We start from the raw sequence: 24,382 nt of genomic DNA, 5'->3' as shown, positions 1-24,382 counted from the left end.
TACTCTCGGCAATCCTCCCACTGCGAGACGTGCCGGAATTGGACCGTACTTCGCCGTCGCATTCGCGTCCTTAATGGTCGCTTAGTTTACTTGATGCAAAGTTGATCGATAAAGTATTGACGCCCTGACGGGTGGATGTGAAGCTCGGCATTTGGCACCGGAGTGGTCTCTTCAATGGGAAGATTCGATGACACCCGAGTCAATTGGCCAGGCATACTCCTCTCAGGTTTCCCGTGCTCAGGACGCGACAGCGGTACGCATGGGAGACCTTCAGGTGAGCTACCGGCAACTGGACGTCCAGTCGAACCGCGTCGCCCACCGGCTCATGGAGCTGGGCATCGGACGGGAGGATCCGGTGACCGTGCTCATGCGCCGCTCCCCCGATCTCGTCGCCGTCCTGATCGGCATACTCAAGGCCGGCGCCTGCTATGCGCCGTTGCATGACGCGTATCCGCGTGAGCGGAGGCAGCGGGCGGTGGATCGCATCGGATCGACGGTGCTCGTCACCGACAGGGCGAGCTACGGGGCGGATGCCCCGGTGACCAGGCACGTCCTGTTCGCCGGCGAACTCGCGGGAGCCAGGGAGGACGATCCCGGGGTCGACGTCGCCGCCGGACAGCTGGCGTATGTGATGTTCACCTCCGGTTCGACCGGAGAGCCGAAGGGCGTCGCCGTCACCCATGCCAACGTGCTCCAGCTCGTGCTCGACCCGTGCTGGGAGGGCGGACGCCACGAACGGGTGCTGATGCTGGCGCCGCACGCGTTCGACGTGTCCACGTACGAGCTGTGGGTCCCGCTGCTGCGCGGGGGGACGGTGGTGCTCGCGCCCGCGGATGACTTCGACGCCACCATGCTGCCCGCGGAGCTGGCCGGGGGGCGGGTCACCGCCGTTCACCTGACCGCCGGGCTCTTCCGTGTCGTGGCGGAGGAGGCGCCGGAGGTCTTCGCCGCCGTGCGTGAGGTGATGACGGGCGGCGACGTCGTCTCCGCCCCTGCCGTGCGACGCGTGCTCGAGGCCTGTCCCGGCGTGGTGGTCCGCGCGATGTACGGCCCGACGGAGACCACGCTGTTCGCCACGCACCATGTCATGAGGGCATCCGGCGAGGTCGGCGCGACGGTGCCGATCGGGCGGCCCATCGCGGCGGCCCGCGTGTACGTGCTCGGCCCGGGCCTGCGTCCGGTGCCGGACGGCGAGCTCGGCGAGATGTACATCGGCGGCCCCGGCGTGGCGCGCGGCTACCTGGGCGACCCCGTTCGGACGCAGGAGCGTTTTCTGCCGGACCCGTTCGCCGGTGACGGCGCGCGGATGTACCGCACGGGCGATCTGGCGCGGCGGCTGCCCACCGGAGAGCTGGAGTTCGCCGGGCGTACGGACGACCAGATCAAGGTCCGTGGGTTCCGCGTCGAGCCCGCGGAGGTCGCCGCGGCCATCGCCGGCCATCCGGGGGTGCGCGACGTGGCGGTCGTCGTGCGGACCACGCCGTCAGGGGAGCGTCAGCTGGTCGCCCACGTCGTGCCCGGGTGTCCGGGGCTCGATCTGGGCGAGGTCCGCGAGCACGCCGGGGGGCTGCTGCCCGCGTACATGATTCCCGCCGCGTTCGCCCTGGTCGGCGCGTTGCCGCTGACCCCCAACGGCAAGGTCGACGTGAAGGCCCTGCTCGACTCAGAACCTCACCATGAGGAGAAGGTTCCATGACCGTGCGTGACATCGCGTATGTGGAGATCTACGCGAGAGACCAGATGTCCACCGTCAACTATTTCGTCGCGGCCATGGGGTTCACGCGGGTGGCGGAATCCGTGGAGCCGGGCAGGAGCTCCGTCCTGCTCCGGCAGGGCTCGGCGCAGGTGGTGATCACTTCTGGCCCCGGGGTCGCCCGTTTCCTCAGCAGGCATGGGGACGGCGTCGCGGACATCGGCCTGACCTGTGACGACGTGACCGAGACCGTGACGCGGGCGAAGGCGGCCGGCATCGCCCTCATCCCCTCACCGCGCAACGTCACGGTCCTGCCCGGCTTCGGCGACGTCACCCACACCCTCCTGCCGGACGCCCCCGACCCGGGCACGCGGGCGCCCCACGGCCGCACCTGGATTCCCACGCCCGGGCAGCACGTCCCCGCGGCCCACCGGGTCCGGAACCTCGACCATCTGGCGGTCTGCGTGGAGGGCGGCAGCCTGGATCACTACGCCGGCTACTACCAGGACGTCTTCGGGCTCACCCGCTACTCCTCCGAGTACGTCACGCTCGGCGGCCAGGCCATGGACTCCATCGTCGTCCGCAGCGCGTCGGGCCGGGTCACGCTGACTCTCGTCGCCCCCGATCCCGGCAAGGAACCCGGCCAGCTCGACGACTTCCTGGCCCGCAACGACGGCGAGGCCGTGCAGCACCTGGCGTTCCTCGTCGAGGACATCGTCTCGGCGGTCGAGGTGTTCCGCGAGCGCGGCGTGGAGTTCCTCAACACCCCCGACACCTACTACGACCTGCTCGCCGAGCGCTTGGAGAGCATGCGCGACCAGGTGGCCGAGCTGCGCAAGGCGCAGGTGCTCGCCGACCAGGACGAATGGGGCGACCTGCTGCAGGTGTTCACCCGCTCGCCGCACCCGCGCAACACCCTGTTCTACGAGCTCATCCAGCGCCGCGGCTCCCGCGGGTTCGGCAGCGCCAACATCCGCGCACTGTACGAGGCCGTGGAACGCGAGCGGATGACCTCGGAATGAGCCTCACCGACGCCGTCGCCAACGGCTCCGTCCCCGCCGAGCCGCTGGCCACGGCGGACTACGCGGCCGGGGCGCGGGCCCGGTTCGAGCCGGCCGTCTGGGACTTCCTCGAAGGCGGCGCGGGCGGGGAACGCACTCTCGCGGCCAATCTGCGCGCCTTCGAGGAGACCCGGCTGCGCCCGCGCGTCCTGTCCGGCCTGGCACGGCACGACACCGAGGTCACCGTCCTCGGCCGGACCTGGACGCTTCCGCTCGGCATCGCGCCGCTCGCCTACCACACGCTGGCCCACCCTGAGGGCGAGGTCGCCACCGCCCGTGCCGCCGGCGCGGCCGGGGTTCCGTTCGTCGTCAGCACCTTCGCCGGCCGTACCTTCGAGGACATCGCCGCGGCCGCCGCCGGGCCCCTGTGGCTGCAGGTGTACTGCTTCCGCGACCGCGACACCACCCGGCGGCTCATCGAGCGGGCGGCGCGGGCCGGGTTCGAGGCGCTGGTGCTCACCGTGGACGCGCCTCGGCTCGGGCGGCGGCTGCGCGACCTGCGCAACGGGTTCCGGCTGCCGCCCGGGATCGAACCCGCCAACCTCACCGGGACCGGGTACGGCTCGCCCATGGGGCACGCCCTGACCGCGTTCGACCCCGCGCTGGCCTGGCCGGTGATCGAGTGGCTGCGGTCGGTCAGCCCGCTGCCCCTGCTGGTCAAGGGCGTGCTCGGCGCACCGGACGCGCGGCGGGCCCTGGCCTGCGGCGTGGACGGCATCGTGGTGTCCAACCACGGGGGCCGCCAGCTCGACGGAGTGCCCGCCACGCTGGAGGTGCTGCCGGAGATCACCGCCGAGGTCGCGGGCGCCTGCCCGGTCTTGCTCGACGGCGGTGTCCGGCGCGGCGCCGACGTCCTGGCCGCGCTCGCGCTGGGCGCCGACGCGGTGCTGCTGGGCCGCCCGGTGCTGCACGGCCTGGCCGTGGCCGGCGAACGCGGCGTGAGCGGGGTTCTGGACATCGTCGCCGACGAGCTCACCGAAGCGATGGCGCTCACCGGCACCGCCTCGCCCGCCGCCGCGTCCCCCGAGCTGGTACGCCCGCCCGGCCACGTGCCCGTCACTCCGCCGCCCGCCGTCCCGCCTCCCGACGGTGGCGGGCTGCGGATGGAGGACCTGCACGCCAGCCTCGCCGACCCGCTGCTGGACACGATGAACTTCCTCAACGAGATCACCCAGCGCTACCCGGAGGCCATCTCGTTCGCGCCCGGCCGGCCGTACGACGGGTTCTTCGACAATGAGGCGATCTACCCGCACATCCGCCGCTACCTCGACCACCTGGAGACGTCGGGAGCCACCCGGGAACAGGTCCGCGCCGCGCTGTACCAGTACGGCCCCACCAGCGGCCAGATCCGTGACCTGATCGCCGACTCGCTGCGCAAGGACGAGGGCATGGACGTGCCGCCCGAGTCCATCGTGGTCACCGTCGGCGCCCAGGAGGCGATGCTCCTCGCGGTACGCGCGCTCATCGCCGGCCCCCGGGACGCGCTCCTGGTCTCCAGCCCCTGCTATGTCGGCATCACCGGCGCCGCCCGCCTGCTCGACGTCGTCCCCACCCCGGTCGAGGAGGCGGAAGGGGGGTTCCGCTGCGCCGACCTGGCGGCCGCCATCGCCACCGAACGGTCGCGCGGCCGCCGCCCCCGCGCCTTCTACGTCGTCCCCGATCACTCCAATCCCACCGGTGCCACGATGCCGCTCCACACCCGGCGGGAACTGCTGGACCTGGCGGAACGGGAGGACATCCTGATCCTGGAGGACAGCCCGTACCGGCTGGTCAGCCCCGGAGAGCGGCACCCGACCCTGAAGGCGCTGGACCGCGAGCGCAGGGTCGTCCATCTGGGCTCGTTCTCCAAGACGCTGTTCCCCGGGGCCCGGGTCGGCTTCGCGATCGCCGACCAGCCCGTGCGCGGCGGCGGACTGCTGGCCGGCGAACTCGCCAAGATCAAGAGCATGGTGACGGTGAACACGTCGTCACTCAGCCAGGCGGTCGTGGCCGGCATGCTCCTGTCCGCCGGCGGGCGCGCCGCCGGCCTGGCGGGCGACGCCGCCGCGCACTACGGGGCGTCGATGCGGGTCATGCTCCGGTGCCTGCGTGAGTCTTTCTCCGAGGACCTCGGAATCCGCTGGAACGAACCGTCCGGCGGCTTCTTCCTGACCCTCCGCGTCCCCTTCGCCGCCGACGCCGCGGCCTTGAAACGCTCGGCCGAGGAGTTCGGCGTCATCTGGACCCCCATGTCGTACTTCTATCCCCAGGGCGGCGGTACCCACAGCATCCGGCTGTCGATCAGCTACCTCACCCACGACCAGATCGCCGAGGGCACCGCCCGGCTGGCCCGCTTCGCGAAAGCCCAGATGCCTGCCTGACCCCGGTACCGGAGGGGCGCGGCGGGATTTCCACCTCCGCGCCCGCGGCTACTGGGGCATGAGGACCTTGTCGATGATGTAGACCGTGGCGTTGGCGGTGGGGACGTTGCCGCAGACGACCTTGGCGTCGTTGACGGTGTACGCCTCGTCGGCACCCTTGGTCGTCAGCTTGCCGCCCTGCAGGGTGGCAAGCTCGGCGCCGGCAAGGTCGGCGGGCGCGTTCTTCCCGGCCACGACGTGGTAGGTGAGGATCTTGGTCAGCGTCTCCTTGTCGGCCAGGACCTTGTCCAGGGTGGCCTTCGGGATGGCGGCGAAGGCGTCGTTGGTCGGCGCGAAGACGGTGATGTTCTTGGCCGAGTTGAGCGTGTCGACCAGGCCCGCCTTCTTGACCGCCGTGACCAGCGTGGACAGGACCGGGTTGTTCGAGGCCGCGGTCGCGACCGGGTCGTCGGCCATGCCGGTGAAACTGCCCTCCCCATCAGCCGGTACGGCGGAGCAGGCCGCCCCGAACGGCCCGTCGGCCATGGCGGAACCGGTGGCCGGGGCGGGCTGGGTGGTGGCCGTCGTGGCCGCGGTGGCGGCGGGCGCGCCGGACGCGGCCGAATCGGTGGCGCCGGAGCCGCAGCCGGTGGCCACGACCAGGGCGGTGACGGAGGTGGCGAGGATGCCGAGATACTTCATGGGGTTCTTCTCCTTGGTGACGGAATTACCGCGGTGAGGGGTCGGCGGTCACGCGACGGTGACCACGATCGAGTGCCGGCCCGTGGCGCCGTCCGGGAAGGGCGGGACACGGGAGGGCGGCTGGGTGCGGCCGGTGGTGTCGGTCGCGCGGACCCGGAGGGTGTGGGTGCCGGGGGCCGCCTGCCAGGTCCAGCTCCACTGGACCCAGGTGTCGGCGCTGGGCGTGGCGGCCAGCCGTACCCGCTGCCAGGGGTCGTCGCCGACGCGGACCTCCACGGCGGCGACGCCGCGGTGCTGGGCCCAGGCGACGCCGGCCACCGTCACCGGGCCCGGGCGGAGGGTGGCGAGCGGGACGGGTACGTCGATCCTGGAGGCGGTCTTGATCGGCGCGTCGGTGGCCCAGCCGCGCTCGGTCCAGTAGGCCTGCCGCCGGTCGTAGCGGGTCAGGTGGAGTTCGACCACCCATTTGGTGGCGGAGACGTAGCCGTACAGGCCGGGGACGACGAGGCGGGCGGGGTGGCCGCGTTCGGCCGGGAGCGGCTCGCCGTTCATGCCGACGGCCAGCATGGCGTCGCGGCCGTCCAGGATCGCGGCGAGCGGGGTGCCGGCGGTCCATCCGTCGGCCGAGCGGCTGAACAACTGGTCGGCGCCGGGCGGGATGCCGGCCTCGCGCAGCAGGGTGGCGAGCGGCACGCCCAGCCAGCGGGCATGGCCCGCGTACGGGCCGCCGACCTCGTTGGAGACGCAGGTGAGGGTGATGTCGCGTTCGATCAGTCCCCGCCCGAGCAGGTCCGCCATGGTGAGCTCGATCGTCGATGCGCCGAGCACGCGCAGGGTCCAGGTGGCGGCGTCGAGCCGGGGGACGGACAGGGCGGTGTCGACGCGGTAGAAGTCCGCCTTCGGCGTGGTGAAGGGGGTCAGTCCGGGGATGCGCAGATCGGTCCCGGCCGGCAGGGGTCTGGCCGGGCTCGCGGGTCTGGGCAGGGTGAAACGGGCACGAAGGGGTTCGGCGGGCAGCAACCGCGTGGCCAGCCCGCCCAGGCTCGCCAGCGCGACCACGCCGAGCCCCGCCCGGAGAACTCGGCGCCGTCCTGCCGCCTCCTCGGCGGCCGGGCGGGTCAGCGCGGTGAGGGTGAACGCCCCGATCAGGACCGCGACCAGGGCGGGCAGCAGGTCCGTCGCCACCATCGCGGGCCGGGTCGCCGCCGCGAGCGCGCCCAGGACGCCGAGTCCGGCGACAGCCGTCACCGCGAGGCCGCGCCGGTGGGCGGCCAGGATGCCCAGCCCCGCCGAGATGGCCATCAGGACCAGCAGGATGCCGCCCACGAGCACGGCCTTGTCCGCGGTGCCGAACGTGCGTACCGCGAACTCCTTGACCGGCGCCGGCGCCAGATCGATCGCGGCCGACCCGATCGTCACCACCGGCGAGCTCTGCCCGCCGGTGAAGCGCGCGACGAGCTCCGCGACCGCCAGTGCGGCGGCCACGCTCAGCAGCCCGGCGCGAGCTGCGCGGATGACGTGGTGCGGTTCTCGTCTCACGGCCGGTATTCGGAGCCGGGCACCGAGCGGCTTGGTCGGGCACCGCCCAATCCGTGAACGGCGCCGCTCCGAATACAGGGACGTGACCCACAGCCGCGAGCGGAACGACCCCGATCAGCACCCGACAGGTCCCGGGCCGGCGCCCCCGGTGCAGGAACTGCTGCGGCGGAGCGGCCGGGGCGACCGCGACGCCTTCGCCCGGCTCTACGACCAGGTCTCGGGGGTGCTGTACGGGCTCGTGCTCCGCGTCGTACGCGATCGCGGCCAGAGCGAGGAGGTCGTCCAGGAGGTGCTGCTGGAGATCTGGCGGCAGGCTCCCCGGTACGACGGCGCACGCGGCGGCGCGATGGCGTGGATGACGACCATCGCGCACCGGCGCGCGGTCGACCGGGTCCGCTCCGCCCAGGCCGGCGCCGACCGTGAGGCCGCGGCGGGACGGCGCGAGGCGGCCGGAGGCGACTACGACACCGTCGCCGAGGCGGTCGAGGACCGGCTGGAGCGCGAGCGGGTGCGGCGCTGCCTCGACGGCCTGACCGACCTGCAGCACCAGGCCGTGACGCTGGCCTTCTACGGCGGCCATTCCTACCCCGAGGTGGCCCAGCTGCTGGCCACGCCGCTGGGCACGATCAAGACACGCATGCGCGACGGGCTCATCCGGCTGCGCGACTGCCTGGGGGTGACGACGTGAAGGAGAACACCCACACGCTGTCGGGCGCGTACGCGCTCAACGCGCTGCCCGCGGAACAGGCCCGCGAGTTCGAACGCCATCTGGCCCGCTGCCCCGACTGCGCCGAGGAGACCCGGGGGCTGTGCGAGACCACGGCCCGGATGGCCGCGGCCGTCCGGCACGAGCCGCCGTCCGCCCTCAAGGCCCGCGTGCTGGAGGAGATCGGCGCCGTCCGCCAAGCCGCTCCGATCGTCCCCGCCGTGGTGGGCCGAGCCGGCCGCCCGCACGCGCGGCTGCTCGCCGGGCGGGCCGCCGCCGCTCTCCTGGTGGCGGCCGCGCTGGTGCTGGGAGTGCTGCTCGTACGCACCAACGACCGGCTGACCGAGGAACGCGCCCAGGCCGACCGGATCGCCTCCCTGCTGGCCGCACCCGACGCCCGCCAGGTGTCCACCCGCGTCGGCGCGGCGACCGTCACGGCGATCTACTCCCCCGCCCAGGCGTCGGTGGTACTCGTCACCGCGGGCATGCCCACGCCGCCGCCGGCCCACGACTACCAGGTGTGGCTCATCGGCCCGGACGCGATCAGGCCGGCGGGACTGATGCCGGAACGACCCGCGCCGATGCTGGCCGGACCGGTCCGCACAGGCGACAAACTGGGCATCACCCTGGAACCCCAGGGCGGCTCCCGGCAGCCCACCACCCAGCCGCTGACCGTGATCGCACTCGGGGCATGATGAGGCTCGACAGGACGGGAACACGGTTTCCACGCCGAGAGCCGACGTCCTGGCCGCACTCGTGAGACCGGGCCTGGAGCGGCCGCTGACCGTGGGCGACCTCCACCACCAGGCGAACGCCCTCGTCCTCCCTAGGAGATCTCCCGCGGTCCCGGGCCGGCCACCGCCCTCATGGGGCGTACATCGCACATAGCGATTGACTTAATCATATTTCATCGCTTTTCGTAATATGTCCGGTGATTCTAGGGTCGCTGACATGACGACCTGCGGCCCCTCCCTTTCCGGTACGGCAGCGCCCGGCAAGCCGCCGTCCCGCCTGCGACCGGACCTTCCCCGCCTGGTCTGGGCCCTGGCGGCGACGCATTTCGTGAGCCGGGCCGGCGGAGTCGCGCAGTCGTTCCTCGTGCTTTATCTGACGCAGGAGCAGCATCTGGCGCCGACGACCGCGGGTGCGGTGGTAGCGGCGATCGGAGCCGGAGGCATCGCCTCCCAGATGCTCGGCGGCTGGCTGGGCGACCGGATCGGCCGGCGGCACACCATGCTGGTGGGCTTCCTGGGAACCGCTGTGATGCTGATCGCGCTCGGCTCGGCCGGGACGGTACCGGCGATCTGGGCGGCGGCACTCGGCGTCGGGCTGATGGGGGACCTGTTCCGCCCGGTCGGGTCGGCCGTGGTGGCCGACCTGCATCCGAGGCAGCGGGTGCGGGCCTTCGGGCTGCTGTTCTGGGCGGCCAACCTCGGTTTCTCGGTCGCCACGGTCAGCGCCGGGGTCCTGGCCCGGTACGGGTACGGACTCCTGTTCTGGATCAATGCCGCGGCCTCGGTCATCGCGGCGCTGATCGTCTGGCGCCGGATTCCCGAGACCCGGCCGGCGACACCGCGACAGCGCCGCCGGGCGCTGCTGCCGGTTCTCCTGCGCGACCGGCCGATGATGGCCATGGTGGTGCTCAATGTCGCGTACTTCACCCTGTTCCTGCAGACGTTCGCGACGCTGCCGCTGGTCATGACGGCGGATGGTCACGGCCCCGCGACGTACGGCGCGGTGCTGGCCCTGAACGGGCTTCTCATCGTGATAGGCCAGCCGCCGGCGGTACGGCTGCTCGCCGGTCGCGACCCCAGCGCGGTGCTGGGAGCCTCGATGCTCTTGGTCGGCGCCGGCGTCGGCCTGACCGCGCTCGTGGAGAGTGGTGCCGGCTACGCGGGATCGGTCCTGGTCTGGACCCTCGGCCAGATCGGCGTCGCCGTCATGTTCGGCGCCACCTTCGCCGCCCTCGCGCCGGCCGACCTGCGCGGCGGCTACATGGGCGTGGCCTCCGCCACATGGAGTGCCGGCGCCGTGTTCGGCCCGCTGGCCGGCACCGCCCTGCTCGACCATGCCGGACGGACCGCCCTGGGAGCGGCGGGTGCGATCGCCGGGCTCGCTCTCTTCGCCGCCCAGCAAGCGCTCGGCCCGGCCCTCCGCGACCGAACCGCGGCGCGAGCGGACGCTCCGCCGTGCTGCTAGGCGATGGAGCCCAGCGCCAGGGCGGCGAGGGGGAGCCTGGTCCTCGGTGGTCGGTCCGGGTCCTTCGCTACGGTTCGGCGAGCCTGTGGTAGACGCGTCTGGCGTACACCAGCGGCTCCTCGGACGTACGCAGGTGGTGCACCTCCTCGACGGCGCCGACGAACAGGGTGTGGTCGGCGGCCGGGACGGTCGCGGTGATCGTGCAGTCCATCGCGGCCAGCGCCCCGGCCAGGACCGCGTTGCCGGAACACGGGGAGGGCGACCAGCCCACGCCCAGGAACTCGCTCTCCCCGACGGGACGCTCGCCGGCGAAGTGCGCGGCGAGGCCGCTCTGCCCGGCGGCCAGGAGATTGGCGGTGAAGCTCCGGTTCTCCATGATGAGCTGATGGGTCCGGCTGCGCCGGCTCAGTGACACGAGGAGCGTCGGCGGCTCCAGCGACACCGACAGCAGGCTGTTGATCGTGACGCCGTGCGGCCCCGTGGCGGAGCGGGTGGTGACGACGGCGACCCCGGTGGGCCACTGGCGCATCACGGCCCGCATCCGGGTGCTCACCACGCGGGCACCAGGGGCGCGGCGGTCTCGATGGCCGGGAAGTGCGGCAGTACCTCCTCGCCGAGCTGGGCGATGACCTCGTGGGCGGGCCGCCCGCCGTGCTGGACGCCCAGGGCGGCGTGGTTGATGCCGGCGTCCTGCCAGCGTCCGAGGAGTTCCAGCAGGCCCTGGCTGCCGGTGCGCAGGATGAAGCCGCCGCGCAGCGGGGTGGGCGGGTGGCGCGGGTCCTCGGCCAGGTCGATCCATTCGTTGGTGGCCACGGGCTTGAACGCGCCGCCGGGGATCAGGCCGCGCCAGCCCGCCGCCTTCTTGCCCAGCGCGATCGGGCCTTCGGGGACGACGCTGGCGCCGGGGTAGACCAGCCATCCGTCGGCGTGCTCGGCGATCCACTCCAGAGGCTGCTGGGACGAGCCCGTCACCAGCACCGGAATGTGCCCGTGCACCGGCTTGGGAAGCAGGTCCACGCCGGAGGCGGAGGGCCGGAGGAGGTCGCGGAACGCGTTCACCGCCTCCCGGAAGCGGAGGCCGCGGCCCTCGTAGTCGACGCCATAGGCGGGGAACTCGCTGGGCCGGTCGCCCGAGGCGGCGCCGAGCACCAACCGGCCTCCGGACAGGTGGTCGATGGAGGCCGCCTGCTTGGCCAGGTCGATGGGGTGCCGCAGGCTGAAGATCACGCTGCCGGTCGCCAGGGTGATCCGCGAGGTGTGCGCGGCCAGCCAGGTCAGCGCGGACCAGGGGTCGTACACCTGCCCGACGTCCCCGAAGCTCGCGTCCGCCAGCGGGATGTCCCTGACCCACGCGGCGGCGAAGCCCGACCGTTCGGCTTCCTGGACCAGCTTGCTCTGCCCGTGCAACGCCGCCATGTCACCGGTGTAGGGCCACAACGGCAGGAACAGCCCGACGGTCAGGCGGCCGTTCGCGAACATGCGGTCGAAGCCGACGTGGGCGGTTCGGTCACTCATGACATCCCCTTCTGGTTGGAACGTTCGATCCAGAGCATAGCTGGATTGGGTCGAACGTTCCAACCAGGTAGGGTGAAATCATGCACTCCCAGGACACGCGCACGCGGATCGTGCGGGCCGCCGCCGAACTGCTGCAGCGGCAGGGTTACGAGGGCGCCTCCGTCAAGCCCATCGCGAAGGCGGCCGGAGCCTCGGTGAGCTCGGTATACCACTTCTTCCCCGGCGGTAAGCAGGAGCTCGCGGTCGAGGCCCTGCGCCACGGCGCGGCCGAGTACGCCGACCTGCTCAGCCAGGGCATGGCCACCAGCGCCGATCCGGCGGAGGGCGTCGCCGCCTGCGCCCATCTGATGGTGTCCTCGCTCAAGACCTCGTCCTGGGTCGACGGCTGCCCGGTGGCGGTCACGGCGCTGGAGACCGTGGGACGGGTGCCGGGCATCCAGCAGGCGGCCGAGGAGGCGCTCGCCCACTGGCAGCAGCTCGTCAGCACCTCGATCCAGGCCTCGGGAGTCCCCGCAGAGACGGCGGACGAGCTGGCCAGCACCGTCATCAGCACGCTGGAGGGCGCCGAACTGCTCAGCCGGGTCCGGCGCGACGACCTTCCCCTCCTGCGCGCCGCCGGCCACCTGTCCCAGCTCGTACGTCTCGCGACGCGAGGGGCGACCGCCTCCGCGGCGACCGGCTGACACGGCCCAGGGCCGGCGCAACGCTCTGTCCTTCTCCGCCGACGGCTCGCTCCTGGCCACCTGCGCCGAGAGCGGCGAGATCTCCCTGTGGGACGGCGGGCCGGGAAACTCACTCCACCGTGATGGTCCTGCCGGTGAGCCTGGCTCGTTCGGCGGCGAAGACCGCAAGGTGGGAGGCGAGGGATTCGGCGGGGCCGGAGCGGATCCGGTCGTGCTCGCCGGTGGCGACCGCGGCGACGAACGCGGCCATGAGGCGCTCGTCGCCGCCCGCATGGCCGCCGCCCGCCGTCGCGTCCCCGTCCGGCGTCACCGCGATGACCGACGAGGCGCCCGTGCGGAAGTCGTCGACCCGCACATGCTCGCCGTCGCACGACAGCTCGCCGCGCGTTCCGAAGATCCGGGTACGGCGGTGCCCCCCGGTGGTGAAGGCGGTCATGGTGAACGTCGCGCTGGCCCCGCCGTCGAACTCCATGGCGACGACCTGGTGATCGACGACGTCGTTGTCGCAGTCGTAGACGCATCTGCCGTAAGGACCGTCCCGGAGCGCGCCGGTGAGTGCCTCCTCGGTAAAGGTGGGCGTGACCACGCTCAGCGGCCACCCGTGCCGCCCCTCGCGCAACCGGCCGAAGTACAGCCGCGGGGCCGAATAGGGGCATTCCGGCTCGACGCCGCAGTCCAGGCATCGCGCGGTGGCCCCTTCCGGACGATTGCCCGCGCGGAAGTGCTGGAGCCCGCCGAAGCTGGAGACCCGCCGGATGCGGCGGCCCACGACGTACTGCAGCCAGTCGAGGTCGTGGCACGACTTGGCCAGCAGCATGAACGCCGACCGGTCCGCGCGGCGCCAGTTGCCGCGCACGTAGGAGTGCGCCTGGTGCCAGAAGCCCACGGGCTCGAGGTGCTGGACCGACACGATCTCCCCGATGCGCCCGGAGTCCAGCACCGCCTTGACGGTGTCGGTGTAGGGCGCGTACCGCAGGACGTGACAGACGGCGAAGATCACGCCGGCCTTCTCGACGGCCGCGACGATGTCACGGCACTCGGCCTCGGTCGGCGCCAGCGGCTTCTCCACCAGGATGTGGTAGCCGAGCTCGGCGAAGGCCTTGGCGGGCTCGGCATGCTCACCGTCCTGGGTGGCGATCACCACGGCGTCGGCGATCCTGCCCCGCCCGGCCAGGTGCCGCCAGTCGGTGAAGTGCTCGGCGCCGCTCTCGGCGGCCAGGGCCGGGCCCCGCTCCGCCGCCGGGTCGGCGACGGCCACGATCCGCGCCTGCTCGGGCCGCGCCAGCGCCCACCGGGCGTATCCGGTGCCGCGGTCTCCGGCTCCGGCGATGGCCAAGGACACGGGTGACATGCTTCTCCACTCAGGTGTTCAGGTCGTCCAGCAGGGAACTCTCGACCGCGTCCAGCGCGGTGCGCAGAGCGCCGGCGGTGACCGCCCGGTCGCCCAGCAGCGAGACCCTCAACTGGGGTGGCAGGGAGGTCATCTGCGGCAGCCTGCGCCGGATCGGCTCGGCGATCTGCTCACCGGCCGCCGCCACACCGCCTCCGATGACGATCAGCTCGGGGTTCAGGAGCAGTGCCAGGGTGCCGACCGCCCTGGCCATGCGGGCGAGGATCTGTTCGAGCACCTGCTGGGCCTCGGCGTCGCCGTCACGGGCGGCGGCCAGCAGGAGCGCGGCGTCACCGGTCAGCTCGTGGGTGTGCTCGCGCAGCCGGGCCACGACCTCCTTGCCGATGTTGGTGGCCAGCGCGCCGATGCCCTCGGCTCCGGGTGTGTGCTCCAGCAGGCTGAGGAAGGCCATTTCCCCCGCTCCCCCGTCATGGCCGCGGAAGACCTGGCCGCCCGAGACGATGCCCGCGCCCAGCCGTTCACCGGCCAGCACGTAGATGACGTCCTGGCTCTCGGCCGCGACGCCGCGCCAGCGCTCGCCGACCACGGCGAGGTTGGCGTCGTTGTCGGCCAGCACGGGCGCGGCGAAGGAGCGTCCCAGTTCGGCCCGCAGGTTCATGCCCGTCCATTCGGGCAGGACGTCGCAGGTCAGCACCACCCCGGTGCGGGGGTCGACGATGCCGGGCGTCGCCGTGCAGGCGGCCAGTACGGCCGAGCGCTCGACGCCGGCCCGCTTCAGGGTGTCACGTACGGCACGGCGGACCCCGTCCAGCCGCGCCTTGCGGCCCAGTTCCTGACCGAGTGCCCGCACCTCGGTGGCCAGGACGGTCCCGCGCAGGTCCGCCACCGAGACCATGCACTTGTGGACCCCGATGTCGATGCCGACGACATGCCCGTTCTCCGCCTTCAGCCGGACGAGCCGGGCGGGACGGCCGCGCCGTCCGGGAGTGTCGTCCTCCACCTCGGCGATCAGCCCGATCCGCCGCAGGTCCTCGATCACCGCGTCGACCGTCGGCCGGGACAGTCCCGCGGCGTCGGCGAGTTCGGTGTGCCGGATCGCCTCGACCTCCCTGAGCACGTCGAGGACTCGTTCGGCGTTGAGCCGGCGAAGCAGGGGGGCGGTCGCGGAAGCGGTCATGGATACACCTTCGGGTAGACACCGGTGATTCTGGCAAGATCGGCGAGTTCCCGCATGAGATCACCCCTTGACCGCGCCGGAGGTGAGCCCGGCGACGATGCGGCGCTGGCTGAGCAGCACGAGAATCACGACGGGCACGGTCACCAGCAGGGCGGCCGCGGCGATGGCGCCGTACGGCTGCTGGAACTCCGAGTCGCCGGTGAAGAAGGCCAGGGCGGCGGGCACCGTACGGGAGGACTCCGTCGAGGTGAGCGAGATCGCGAACAGGAACTCGCCCCAGCAGGCCAGGAAAGTGAGCAGGAACGTGGTGACCACCCCCGGCGCGGCGACCGGAAGGATCACCCTGACCAGCGCCTGGAGGCGGGTGGCGCCGTCCATCTGCGCGGATTCCTCCAGATCCCACGGGATGGTACGGAAGAAGGCGGTCATCAGCCAGATCGCCAGCGGCAGGGAGAACGACACGTAGGGGATGATCAGCCCGAGCCACGTGTCGAACAGGCCGATGTCCGTCCACAGCGTGAACAGCGGGCCCACCAGCGCGATCGCCGGGAACATCGTCAGGCTCAGCGCGACGCCGAGCACCAGGCGTCCGCCCCGGAAGCGCAGGCGGGCGATCGCGTACGCGGCCAGCACCGCGACGAGCACCGACACGCCCGTGGCCACCAGCGAGATGCCCACGGAGTTGCCCAGCGCGCTGGTGAACACCGGCTTGGTGAACAGCCCGGTGTAGTTGTCCAGCGTGGGCGAGGCGGGCAGGAAGCGGCCGTCGTTCTGCAGCGCGGGCGGCTTCAGCGACAGGCTGACCACCCAGGCCAGCGGGGCCAGCGTCCAGACCGCGACGACGATGGTGACCAGCGGGTCGCCGACGCGACGGCTCATCGCCCGCCTCCCAGCTCGGATCGGAACGCCCTGACGAAGCCGCTCGCGATCAGCGCGACGCACACGAACAGCAGCACCGACACGGCCGAGCCCAGCCCGACCTCCAGGTCCCTGATCAGGAAGCGGTAGCTCAGGAACGACAACGTCTCGGTGCCGACCGCGCCCTGGGTCTGGATGTAGACGGTGTCGAAGATCCGGAAGGCGTCCATGGTGCGGAACAACAGGGCGACCATGATCGCCGGCCGTACGCACGGGACCGTCACACGCCAGAACCGCTGCCAGGCGCCCGCCCCGTCCACCTTCGCGGCCTCGTACACCTCGCCGGGCACGGTGACCAGCCCGGCCAGCAGCATCAGCGCCATGAACGGCGTGGTCTTCCAGACTTCGGTGAGCACGATCACGGTGTAGGCCGACCAGGTCTCGCCGAACCAGTTGAAGTCGCCGCCGACGAACCCCACCGACGGCTGGAAGGCGAAGCGGAAGGCGAAGGCGGACACCACCGTGAGCACCGCGTACGGCACGAGCACGACCGTGCGCAGCAGCCGCCTGCCCCACAGGACCTTGTGCATGGCCATCGCGAGGGCGAAGCCCAGCACGAACTCGACGCCCACGCTGGTCACGGTCAGCACGATCGTGGCGGCGAGGTCCTGCCACCAGTCCCGTGCGGTGAGGATCTCGCGGAAGTTGTCCAGCCCGGCGAACGCGCGCTCGTCCGGGGCGCTCAGCGAGTAGCGCTCCAGCGACAGCCCGGCGGTGCGCAGGATCGGCACGACCGTCACCGCCGTCATGAGCAGCAGCGCGGGCCCGGCCATGAGCCGGCCCAGCCGCCGCTCGGCGCGCGCCCCGTTCAGCTCCCCACCGCCTCGGTGACGGCCGCGTTCGCCTTGGCCGCGGTCTCCGCGGACACCGACGCGGGCGGGTGGAAGGCCGTCTGGACGGCGGTGGACAGGGCGTTGTACTTGCGGACCATCGGACGGGGCGCGGCCTCGGCGATCGAGTCGCGCATCACGTCGGCGAACGGGAACGCGGCGCGGATCTCCGCGTCGTCGTAGACCGCCGCGCGCGCGGCGGGGATGCCCGCCCGCGTCATGAAGCCCTTCTGCGCCTGCTCGGAGGTCAGGCAGGTCAGGGCGGCGAAGGCGTTGCCGCGCTGGTCCTCGGGGGTGCCGGCCCCGACGGCGATGTTGGAACCGCCGAGAGGGGGTGCGCTGGCCTGCCCGGCCGTGACCCTCGGGTAGCGGGCCCAGCCGTAGTCGTCGAAGACCTTCTTGAACGCCGGCTCCTTCCGGGCGCGTTCGGCGGCGGCGGCGTAGACGTAGCCCCAGTTCGTCATGAACGAGGCCTCGCCCTTCTCGAAGGCGGCGCGCATGGTCTCCTCGTCCAGGGTGCTCATGCCCTTGAGCGCGGACGGGCCGGTGGCCAGGGATCCGATGACGGCCGCCGCCGCCCGTCCGGCGTCGCTGTCGAGAGCGGGCCTGCCGCCGGCGTCGACGATCTGACCGCCCGCCGAGGCGACGAGCGCGTTGACGAAGACGGTGTAGCCCTCGTAGCGGTTGCCGGGCGTGGCCACGCCGCGCTCGCCCTCGGGCAACCGGGCGGCGGCCGCGAGCAGCTGTTCCCAGGTCGGCTCGCCCTTGGCCAGGTCGATGCCCGCCCGCTGGGCGCGCGACTTGCGGTACCAGAGCAGTTGCGAACCGGACAGCAGCGGCGCGGCGTACAGCTTGTCCTTCCACGTCGCGGACTTGAGCGCGCCCTCTAGCGTGCCCCGCGTGACGGTGTCGGCGGTGGCGGCGGGGAGCGGCAGAATCCAGCCGGCCTCGGCGAACTCGGCCGTCCAGACGACGTCCATGGTGACCAGGTTCACCGCCCTGTCCTTCGCCGACAGCCGCCGGACGAGCTGCTCGCGCTGCTTGTCCGACCCTTCGGGCAGGGTCTCGACCTTGATCGCGTACTTGCCGTCGCGGGTGCAGGCGGCCACGGCTGCCTGGGTGGGGGTTTCGGCGTTGGGGCCCTGCCACCAGGTGAGCGTGACGGGGCCCTCGCTCCCGGCGGAGCACGCGGCCAGCGGCAGCGCCGTGAGCGCCGCGGCGGCCAGGCGAAGCGGGTTCTTCATGGGGGTCCTCCGGGGGCGAGAGGCTTTTTTTAATGACATTTATTAATTGACCCGGAAGAATAGGGTCGTGTGGCGCCGTCGTCAAGCGTCAGCGACCGCGCAGGTCAGATGGGGTGAACGGCGCGTGTACGCGGTCAGTCTCGGCGGCGGCGGTACGGCGCAGCCCCCGTACATCGTCTTGACGGCAGCTCCGAGAGACCGGTAGTCAATGAGGCCTCACGACGGCCAGAGACCAGAAGGACGCCCATGCAGCACAGAGTTGGACCCGCCTTGACGTGCCTGGCGGCGCTCGCCGTCCTGCTGCCCGCCGCCGCGGCGGCACCCGCGGCGGCGGCCCCCGCGCCGCTCCCTCCGGGCGTGACGCTGAGCACGCTCTCGCTGGGCGCGCAGGACACCGACGACGTCTGGACGGTGCACGTCTACCTCCCCGCCACCATCGACGGCCCGCTCGGCACGGCCGCGACCGCGCTCGGCTCGAAGGAGATCGCCGACCGGGTCGCCGCCGCGCTGCGGGACAAGGGCTTCGAACCCCGCCTGGAGCAGGTTGACCTGCCCGAGTTCGCCGACCGTCCGGCGGGCGTGCTCGGCTGGATCGTACGGCTGGGCCGCTACCCCACCAGCGGCGCGGCGGCGACGGCGCTGGCCCAGGTCAAGGCGGCGGGCTTCGCCGGCGGCACCCGCTACACCGCGCAGGACGGCGCCGACCCGGGCGCGCCGCAGAAGGTCCATGTGCTGCGCGTCGACTTCCGCCGGTTCCGCGGCACCGTGGACACCGACTTCGGTCCGGCGCTGAAGGGCGCGGAGACGTTGACGGACCTGATGGCGGCGAGCGGCGCCGCGGCCGGGATCAACGCCCAGTGGTTCTACAACAGCGCCCCGGGCGGGCTGTACGTCAAGGACGGCAGGCTTCTCGGCTCCGCCACCCAGGGCCGCGGCGGCATCAAGATCACCCATGGCGGCCGGAGGGTCGACGTCGACGCGTACACCGCACGCGTGACCCTGCGCGCGGGCAGGGAGTCGATCGAGCTCGACGGGGTCAACCGGGTGCCGGGCGAGATCTGGAACTGCGGCGGCGTCGGCGGCGACCAGCCCACGCAGAAGCCGCAGCACGACCTGAAGTGCACCGACGCCAGCGAGCTGGTGCGCTTCACCCCCGAGTGGGGAGTTCCCCCGCAGGGTGACGGCGCCGAAGCCCTGCTCGACGCGCGTGGCAGGGTCCTCGCGGTCAACACCACGCGCGGTGCGAGCGTCCCGCCCGGCGGGTCGGTCATCCAGGCCATCGGCGACAGCACGGCCTGGCTGCTCGAACACGCCAGGCCGGGACGGCGGCTGACCGTCTCGGAACGCGTCGAGGACAGCCGGGGACACCGCGTCCCCCTCACCCCCGGCACCACGATCCTGCAGGTCGGGCCCACTCTGGTCCGCGACGGGCGGACGTCGGTCAACGCCGGGGCCGACGGCCTGATCCGTGAGGGCGCGGACCAGACGTTCACCTACAACTGGACCGTGCGCGCCAACCCGCGCTCCATGATCGGCGTCGACGCGCGCGGCCGGTTGATGCTCGTGGTGGTCGACGGCCGCCAGGCCGGCTACAGCGAAGGGCTCGGCATCGCGCAGACCGCCGAGCTGATGAAACGGCTCGGCGCGGTGGAGGCCATGAACCTCGACGGCGGCGGCTCCAGCGTCATGGCCACCGCCGGAACCGGCATCGTCAACCGTCCCTCGGACGCGGCGGGCCAGCGCTCGCTCGGCAACGTCATCCTGGTCCGGCCGTAGCGAGCGGAGATCCCGGCCGCCCGGAACACGTGCGCAGGTGTCGTATCGAGGATCCCGCCGATCGTCGTCCTGGTGAAGGGGCCGGTCCACAGGCCCCCCGGGAGCACACAGGGAGCGCGCGTCATGAATCCGACGCTCAACATCATCGGCATCGTGGTGTCCGATCTGCGGGCCTCGATCGCCTTCTACGGCCGGCTCGGGCTGGAGTTCAAGATCGACGAGTACTCGCCGGAGCACGCCGGCTGTGACCTGCCCAGCGGGTTGCACGTGATGCTCGACACCGAGGGATTTCGCACCCCGTTCCTGCCCGGCTGGAGCAAGCCGTCCGGCGGGCCGCGCACGCTGCTGTGCTTCGAGTTCGAGACCCCGGCCGGGGTGGACGCCAAGTACCGCGAGCTCGCCGAGGCCGGGTACCGGGTGATCGCCGAGCCGTTCGACGCCTTCTGGGGCATGCGCTATGCCACGGTGGCCGACCCGGACGGGTGCGGCGTCGACCTGTACGCCACGTTGCCGACCGGCTGAGCGCTCACGGGTACATCATCGACAAGCGGGAGGAAACAGAGATGAAGTATGTGCTGATGTTCATCGAGACCGAGCGGTTCGCCCGGCAGCTGGAGGAGATGGGCGAGCTGGAGCAGCGCGAGGCGTATGAGGCGGTGGGCCGGTGGTTCGCCGACAACGCCGCCGTGATCACCCACCATGTGCATCTGGCGCCGGTGCACACCGCCACCACCATGCGCCTGGACGGTGCCGAGCCGGTCGTCACCGACGGGCCGTACATCGAGGGCAAGGAGGTGGTGAGCGGGTTCGCCGAGGTCGAGGTGGCCGACCTGGACGAGGTGCTGAAGCTGGCCCGCTCGTGGCCGGCGTGCCCGATCGTGGAGATCCGCCCCGTCTCATGACCGGCCCCGACGACCCGCCCGCACGTACCGGGGAGTACCCGGACGGCGACAGCGGGCGCGTGCTCGCGCAGGTGCTGCGTGAGCACGCGGGCCGGCTGGCGGCGAGCCTGATCTCGCTGCTGGGCGACTTCTCGGCCGCCGAGGATCTGGTGCAGGACGCGGTGGAGACGGCGCTGCGCCGCTGGCCGGTGGAGGGGGTTCCCGACCGGCCGCAGGCGTGGCTGTACACGGTCGCCCGGCGGCGGGGCCTGGACGTGCTGCGGCGCGAGTCGAACTACCGGGCCAAGCTGGCTCAGCTGCGCTGGCCGGAGCCGCAGGAGGCCGATGACCGGCTGCGGCTGATCTTCACCTGCTGTCATCCGGCGCTGGCCCCGGAGGCCAGGATCGCCCTCACCCTGCGGGTGGTGTGCGGGCTGTCGGTGCCCCAGATCGCCGCGGCGTTCGTCGTGCCGGAGACGACGGTCGCCCAGCGGATCACCCGGGCGAAGAAGAAGATCGGCGAGGCCGGCATCCCCTACCGTGTCCCCGAGGCCGAGGAACTGCCGGAGCGGCTGGCCTCGGTGCTGTCGGTCGTCTATCTGTTGTTCAACGAGGGCTACCTGTCCAGCACTCCCGAGCGGGCCCAGGCGCGTGACCTGGTCGACGACGCCGAATGGCTGGCCGCGCTGCTGGCCAACCTGGTGCCCGGCGAGCCGGAGGTGGCCGGGCTGCTGGCGCTGATCCGGCTGCACAGGGCCCGCGGCCCGGCCCGGTTCGACGACCGCGGCCGGCTGGTGCTGCTGGGCGACCAGGACCGCTCCCGCTGGGACCACCAGGCGATCGAGCAGGCGGCCACGCTGCTGACACGGGCGGCGCGGGCGCACCGGCGGCCGGGGCCGTACCAGCTGCAGGCGGCGATCGCGGCCTGCCACGCCGAGGCGCCGTCGTTCGCCGACACCGACTGGGCGCAGATCCTGGTGCTCTACGACATGCTCGCGCACTTCGCTCCCTCGCCCATCACCCGGTTGCACCGGGCGATCGCGGTACGCCAGGTGCACGGCGCGGCGGTGGCGCTGACCGAGGTCGACGCGCTGGAGCACGACCTGGCCACCTACGCGCTCTGGCACGCCACCCGCGCCGAGCTGCTACGCGAGCTGGGCCGGGCCGGGCAGGCGCGGGCCTGCGACGAGCGGGCACTGGAGCTGACCACCAACCCCGCCCAGCAGGCGCTGCTGACCGAGCGGCTCACCTGGACCTGAGCGAGGCCGCCGGCGGTTCGGGCGTCAGCGGTCGGCCAGGCCCGTCTGGTAGGCGATGACGACCAGTTGCGCGCGGTCGCGGGCGCCGAGTTTGGTCATCGCGTGGCTGACGTGGGTGCGCGCGGTGGCCGGGCTGAGAAACAGTTCCCTGCCGATCTCGTCGTTGTTCAGGCCCCGGCCCACCAGGGCCAGCACCTCGCGTTCGCGGTCGGTCAGCACGGCGAGCCGTTCCTCGGCGGCCTGGGCGGCTCGGCGCCGCGCGGTGAACTGGCCGATGAGGCGCCGGGTGATCCGTGGCGCGAGCAGCGCCTGCCCGGCGACGATCACCCGGATGGCGTGCAGGAGTTCGGCCGGTCCCGCGTCCTTGAGCAGGAAGCCGCTGGCCCCGGCCTGCAAAGCGTCGAAGACGTGCTCGTCGGTGTCGTAGGTGGTGAGGATGAGGACACGAACCTCTTCCAGGCCGCGCGTCCGGGCGATCTGGGCGGTGGCTTGGATGCCGTCCAGCCTCGGCATGCGGATGTCCATCAGGACGATGTCGGGACGCAGGGCGCGGGCCCGCTCGACCGCTTCGGCGCCGGTGGTGGCCTCGCCCACGACCGTGATGTCGTCTTCAAGGTCGAGCAGCACCTTGAAGCCCGACCGCACCAGACCTTCGTCGTCGGCGAGCAGCACCCTGATCGGAGCGTGGTCCGCCGCGCTCACGCGCGTGAACCGCTCGGGAGGAGAGGCAGCCGGGCATGGACCTCGAACCCGCCTCCGGGAAGCGGACCGGCCTCGAGCTCCCCGCCCAGCAGCAGGCAGCGCTCGCGCATGCCGAGGATGCCCCGTCCGGGCCCGCCGTCCGGGCCCGCGACGGTCCGGCGCCCTTCGTCGCGCACGCGCACCTCCAGGGCCTCCGCGCCGGCGGTCAGCGCCACCGTCACCCGGGTCGGGCCGGCGTGCCGGATCACATTGGTGATCGATTCCTGCAGGATGCGGTAGGCGGCGCCGCTCACCGCGCTCGGCACCGGCATCGCGGGTGAGATCTCCTCAAGCTCGAGGTCGAGTCCGGCCGCGCGCGCCTTGGCGGCCAGTTCGCCGATCTGTCCCAGTCCGGCGTACGGCGCGCGCCCGTCGTGGTCCCCGTCGTCGCCGCGCAGGACCCCGAGAATGGCCCGCATCTCCCCCAGCGCCCGCGAACTCGTCTGCTCGATGACCCGCAGCGCCTCGCGCGCCACCTCCGGCCGCCTGTCGAGCACGTGCGCGCTGACACCGGACTGCACGTTGATGATCGCTATGGCGTGCGCGACCGTGTCGTGCACCTCGCGGGCGATCCGCAGCCGCTCGGCGTCGACGCGCGCCCGCGCCTCCTCCTCACGGGTCCGTTCGGCACGCTCGGCGCGCTGCTGAGCCTCGGCCGCGATCACCCGCCGGGAACGGACGGACTCGCCCAGGGCCGCGCTCATCACCGAGGCGCCGATGCGGAAGAACACCCAGCCGATGGCGGCGCGCGGCTCGATGTCGGCCGCGGCGGCCAGCCAGACGACGGTGAGCACCGTGATGCCCGCACCGGCGATCACCAGCGACCGCCGCCCGTCACCGTAGGCCGTGAGGGTGTACAGGGCGACGAAAAGGGCGAGCCAGCCGGGTCCGTCGGGGAAGTCCAGGCCGTAGTACACCAGGCTGGCCAGCGCCGTGGTGAGGAACACCGGCACCGGCCACCGGCGGCGCACCACGAGGGCCAGGCCGCCGGCGATCAGCAGGCCGTACCCCGCGTATCCCAGGTCGGTGAGCGGCCGCTGCACCACCTCGCCGGCATTGCGGACGACCGTGCCCTGAACCTGCATCACGGTGACGAACAGCGCGAGCAGCGCCTCCTGCGCCCATGCGGGCGGGCGCAACGGCACGCCGCGGTGTTCCATGCCGCGATCCTATGGTCGCCGCCCGCCGGAACACTCCGCCCCAGAGCGCGAGCGCCTACGACAACGAGCGTAGACGGGTCACCGCCGGCCGCGCCGGAGGGCGTAGAGGCCGCCATCCCCTGCCGCAGGCGCCGCCGCTTCGACGCGGAGACGATCGAATCGTCGCGAGTAGCGCACCACGCCCCCGAAAGGATCCCCATGTCCGTCCACCCCTTGACCGCAACCGTTCTCGCGCAGCCCGTGGGCGCGTACGACCTGACCTCCGGCCGGCTCTGGTCGGTGATCGCCGCAGTGATAGGGCTGGCCGGCGTGGTCGTCGGCGGGCTGGCTCTGGCCCGATCCACCGCTCCTCGGAGGAGAGGGGCTGTGGTGGCGCTGGTGGCGGGGGCGGCCTGCATGGTCATCGGCGCTCTGGTGGTGGCCGCCGCCAAGGGTGGGCCCGGCACCGGCTACGGCATCGTCGGAGGCTTCGTGGACCTGGCGGTCGGGCTGGTCGCCCTGGTTCTCGGCGGCGTGGCCGCGGCCCGGACCCGCCGCACCACCTGACCCCGGCCCGGAGCGCCGGGACTGTAGTCTGGTTGGGTTAGGAGTCCTATCTTTACGGGCGG

General features: G+C 72.4%; 23 protein-coding genes. 12 read left to right on the top strand and 11 right to left on the bottom strand.

Annotated elements, in window-relative coordinates:
- The first annotated feature begins 187 nt into the window (after positions 1 to 187).
- The 3 genes from ACIBHY_RS51905 to ACIBHY_RS51895 are packed head-to-tail and all read left to right on the top strand — an operon-like array spanning position 188 to position 5,114.
- On the top strand, positions 188 to 1,696 hold the full coding sequence (locus ACIBHY_RS51905; protein ID WP_397310712.1) for an amino acid adenylation domain-containing protein: 1,509 nt from the start codon (positions 188 to 190) through the stop codon (positions 1,694 to 1,696).
- The gene (gene hppD, locus ACIBHY_RS51900; protein ID WP_397310711.1) at positions 1,693 to 2,715 is read left to right on the top strand and encodes a 4-hydroxyphenylpyruvate dioxygenase; all 1,023 of its coding nucleotides are present in this window, start codon (positions 1,693 to 1,695) and stop codon (positions 2,713 to 2,715) included. The genes ACIBHY_RS51905 and hppD overlap by 4 nt, the downstream gene beginning before the upstream one ends.
- On the top strand, positions 2,712 to 5,114 hold the full coding sequence (locus ACIBHY_RS51895; protein WP_397310710.1) for an aminotransferase class I/II-fold pyridoxal phosphate-dependent enzyme: 2,403 nt from the start codon (positions 2,712 to 2,714) through the stop codon (positions 5,112 to 5,114). The genes hppD and ACIBHY_RS51895 overlap by 4 nt, the downstream gene beginning before the upstream one ends.
- Before the next feature lie 48 nt (positions 5,115 to 5,162).
- Here ACIBHY_RS51895 and ACIBHY_RS51890 read toward each other — a convergent pair whose 3' ends face one another.
- Both ACIBHY_RS51890 and ACIBHY_RS51885 read right to left on the bottom strand, forming a co-directional pair.
- Complete coding sequence (locus ACIBHY_RS51890; protein ID WP_397310709.1) at positions 5,163 to 5,795, bottom strand: fasciclin domain-containing protein; 633 nt, start codon at positions 5,793 to 5,795, stop codon at positions 5,163 to 5,165.
- A gap of 48 nt (positions 5,796 to 5,843) precedes the next feature.
- Positions 5,844 to 7,334, bottom strand: a complete 1,491-nt coding sequence (locus ACIBHY_RS51885) for a molybdopterin-dependent oxidoreductase (protein WP_397310708.1) — start codon at positions 7,332 to 7,334, stop codon at positions 5,844 to 5,846.
- Between the two features lie 82 nt (positions 7,335 to 7,416).
- On the opposite strand from ACIBHY_RS51885, the gene sigK reads away from it, so the two are divergent.
- The 3 genes from sigK to ACIBHY_RS51870 all read left to right on the top strand — a co-directional run bounded on the left by sigK (position 7,417) and on the right by ACIBHY_RS51870 (position 10,239).
- On the top strand, positions 7,417 to 8,022 hold the full coding sequence (gene sigK, locus ACIBHY_RS51880; RefSeq protein WP_397257280.1) for an ECF RNA polymerase sigma factor SigK: 606 nt from the start codon (positions 7,417 to 7,419) through the stop codon (positions 8,020 to 8,022).
- Positions 8,019 to 8,735 carry an anti-sigma factor domain-containing protein gene (locus tag ACIBHY_RS51875; RefSeq protein WP_397310707.1) on the top strand — a complete coding sequence of 239 codons (717 nt, stop codon included), beginning with the start codon at positions 8,019 to 8,021 and terminating at the stop codon, positions 8,733 to 8,735. Before sigK ends, ACIBHY_RS51875 begins: the two co-directional genes overlap by 4 nt.
- A gap of 256 nt (positions 8,736 to 8,991) precedes the next feature.
- The gene (locus ACIBHY_RS51870; RefSeq protein WP_397310706.1) at positions 8,992 to 10,239 is read left to right on the top strand and encodes an MFS transporter; all 1,248 of its coding nucleotides are present in this window, start codon (positions 8,992 to 8,994) and stop codon (positions 10,237 to 10,239) included.
- A 67-nt stretch (positions 10,240 to 10,306) separates the two neighbouring features.
- On the opposite strand, the gene ACIBHY_RS51865 is transcribed toward ACIBHY_RS51870, so the two are convergent.
- Positions 10,307 to 10,795 carry a flavin reductase family protein gene (locus ACIBHY_RS51865; protein ID WP_397310705.1) on the bottom strand — a complete coding sequence of 163 codons (489 nt, stop codon included), beginning with the start codon at positions 10,793 to 10,795 and terminating at the stop codon, positions 10,307 to 10,309.
- Positions 10,789 to 11,754 (bottom strand): LLM class oxidoreductase, encoded by a 966-nt coding sequence (locus ACIBHY_RS51860; RefSeq protein ID WP_397310704.1) that lies wholly within the window; start codon positions 11,752 to 11,754, stop codon positions 10,789 to 10,791. The genes ACIBHY_RS51865 and ACIBHY_RS51860 overlap by 7 nt, the downstream gene beginning before the upstream one ends.
- A gap of 80 nt (positions 11,755 to 11,834) precedes the next feature.
- Between ACIBHY_RS51860 and ACIBHY_RS51855 the strand changes: the two genes are divergently transcribed.
- On the top strand, positions 11,835 to 12,437 hold the full coding sequence (locus ACIBHY_RS51855; protein ID WP_397257272.1) for a TetR/AcrR family transcriptional regulator: 603 nt from the start codon (positions 11,835 to 11,837) through the stop codon (positions 12,435 to 12,437).
- A gap of 109 nt (positions 12,438 to 12,546) precedes the next feature.
- On the opposite strand, the gene ACIBHY_RS51850 is transcribed toward ACIBHY_RS51855, so the two are convergent.
- Genes ACIBHY_RS51850 through ACIBHY_RS51830 form a run of 5 tightly spaced genes read right to left on the bottom strand, consistent with a single transcriptional unit; the run spans position 12,547 to position 17,957 of the window.
- On the bottom strand, positions 12,547 to 13,788 hold the full coding sequence (locus tag ACIBHY_RS51850) for a Gfo/Idh/MocA family protein (RefSeq protein WP_397310703.1): 1,242 nt from the start codon (positions 13,786 to 13,788) through the stop codon (positions 12,547 to 12,549).
- A 10-nt stretch (positions 13,789 to 13,798) separates the two neighbouring features.
- Positions 13,799 to 14,965 (bottom strand): ROK family protein, encoded by a 1,167-nt coding sequence (locus ACIBHY_RS51845; RefSeq protein ID WP_397257268.1) that lies wholly within the window; start codon positions 14,963 to 14,965, stop codon positions 13,799 to 13,801.
- A 60-nt stretch (positions 14,966 to 15,025) separates the two neighbouring features.
- Positions 15,026 to 15,844, bottom strand: coding sequence for a carbohydrate ABC transporter permease (locus ACIBHY_RS51840; protein WP_397310702.1), 819 nt, complete (start codon positions 15,842 to 15,844; stop codon positions 15,026 to 15,028).
- A complete protein-coding gene (locus ACIBHY_RS51835; protein WP_397257264.1) occupies positions 15,841 to 16,656 on the bottom strand; it encodes a carbohydrate ABC transporter permease in 816 nt (271 codons plus the stop codon). The genes ACIBHY_RS51840 and ACIBHY_RS51835 overlap by 4 nt, the downstream gene beginning before the upstream one ends.
- Before the next feature lie 35 nt (positions 16,657 to 16,691).
- Entirely contained in the window at positions 16,692 to 17,957 is a 1,266-nt protein-coding gene (locus ACIBHY_RS51830; RefSeq protein ID WP_397257263.1) for an extracellular solute-binding protein, read from the bottom strand.
- A gap of 246 nt (positions 17,958 to 18,203) precedes the next feature.
- Between ACIBHY_RS51830 and ACIBHY_RS51825 the strand changes: the two genes are divergently transcribed.
- The 4 genes from ACIBHY_RS51825 to ACIBHY_RS51810 all read left to right on the top strand — a co-directional run bounded on the left by ACIBHY_RS51825 (position 18,204) and on the right by ACIBHY_RS51810 (position 21,873).
- Positions 18,204 to 19,733 (top strand): phosphodiester glycosidase family protein, encoded by a 1,530-nt coding sequence (locus ACIBHY_RS51825; RefSeq protein ID WP_397257261.1) that lies wholly within the window; start codon positions 18,204 to 18,206, stop codon positions 19,731 to 19,733.
- Positions 19,734 to 19,856: 123 nt separating this feature from the next.
- Complete coding sequence (locus ACIBHY_RS51820) at positions 19,857 to 20,255, top strand: VOC family protein (protein ID WP_397310701.1); 399 nt, start codon at positions 19,857 to 19,859, stop codon at positions 20,253 to 20,255.
- A gap of 41 nt (positions 20,256 to 20,296) precedes the next feature.
- Positions 20,297 to 20,635 carry a YciI family protein gene (locus tag ACIBHY_RS51815; RefSeq protein ID WP_397310700.1) on the top strand — a complete coding sequence of 113 codons (339 nt, stop codon included), beginning with the start codon at positions 20,297 to 20,299 and terminating at the stop codon, positions 20,633 to 20,635.
- Entirely contained in the window at positions 20,632 to 21,873 is a 1,242-nt protein-coding gene (locus ACIBHY_RS51810; RefSeq protein WP_397310699.1) for an RNA polymerase sigma factor, read from the top strand. Before ACIBHY_RS51815 ends, ACIBHY_RS51810 begins: the two co-directional genes overlap by 4 nt.
- A 24-nt stretch (positions 21,874 to 21,897) precedes the next feature.
- On the opposite strand, the gene ACIBHY_RS51805 is transcribed toward ACIBHY_RS51810, so the two are convergent.
- Together ACIBHY_RS51805 and ACIBHY_RS51800 are read right to left on the bottom strand one after the other, a co-directional pair.
- Positions 21,898 to 22,575 (bottom strand): response regulator, encoded by a 678-nt coding sequence (locus ACIBHY_RS51805; RefSeq protein WP_397310698.1) that lies wholly within the window; start codon positions 22,573 to 22,575, stop codon positions 21,898 to 21,900.
- Positions 22,572 to 23,774 (bottom strand): sensor histidine kinase, encoded by a 1,203-nt coding sequence (locus ACIBHY_RS51800; protein ID WP_397310697.1) that lies wholly within the window; start codon positions 23,772 to 23,774, stop codon positions 22,572 to 22,574. Before ACIBHY_RS51800 ends, ACIBHY_RS51805 begins: the two co-directional genes overlap by 4 nt.
- 198 nt (positions 23,775 to 23,972) lie before the next feature.
- Here ACIBHY_RS51800 and ACIBHY_RS51795 point away from each other — a divergent pair, with 198 nt between their 5' ends.
- A complete protein-coding gene (locus ACIBHY_RS51795; protein ID WP_397257251.1) occupies positions 23,973 to 24,320 on the top strand; it encodes a DUF6223 family protein in 348 nt (115 codons plus the stop codon).
- Positions 24,321 to 24,382: the final 62 nt, after the last annotated feature.

The sequence above is a fragment of the Nonomuraea sp. NPDC050547 genome, assembly GCF_044457345.1.
GTDB lineage: Bacteria > Actinomycetota > Actinomycetes > Streptosporangiales > Streptosporangiaceae > Nonomuraea.
This window is presented reverse-complemented; position numbering and strand designations above follow the sequence as displayed.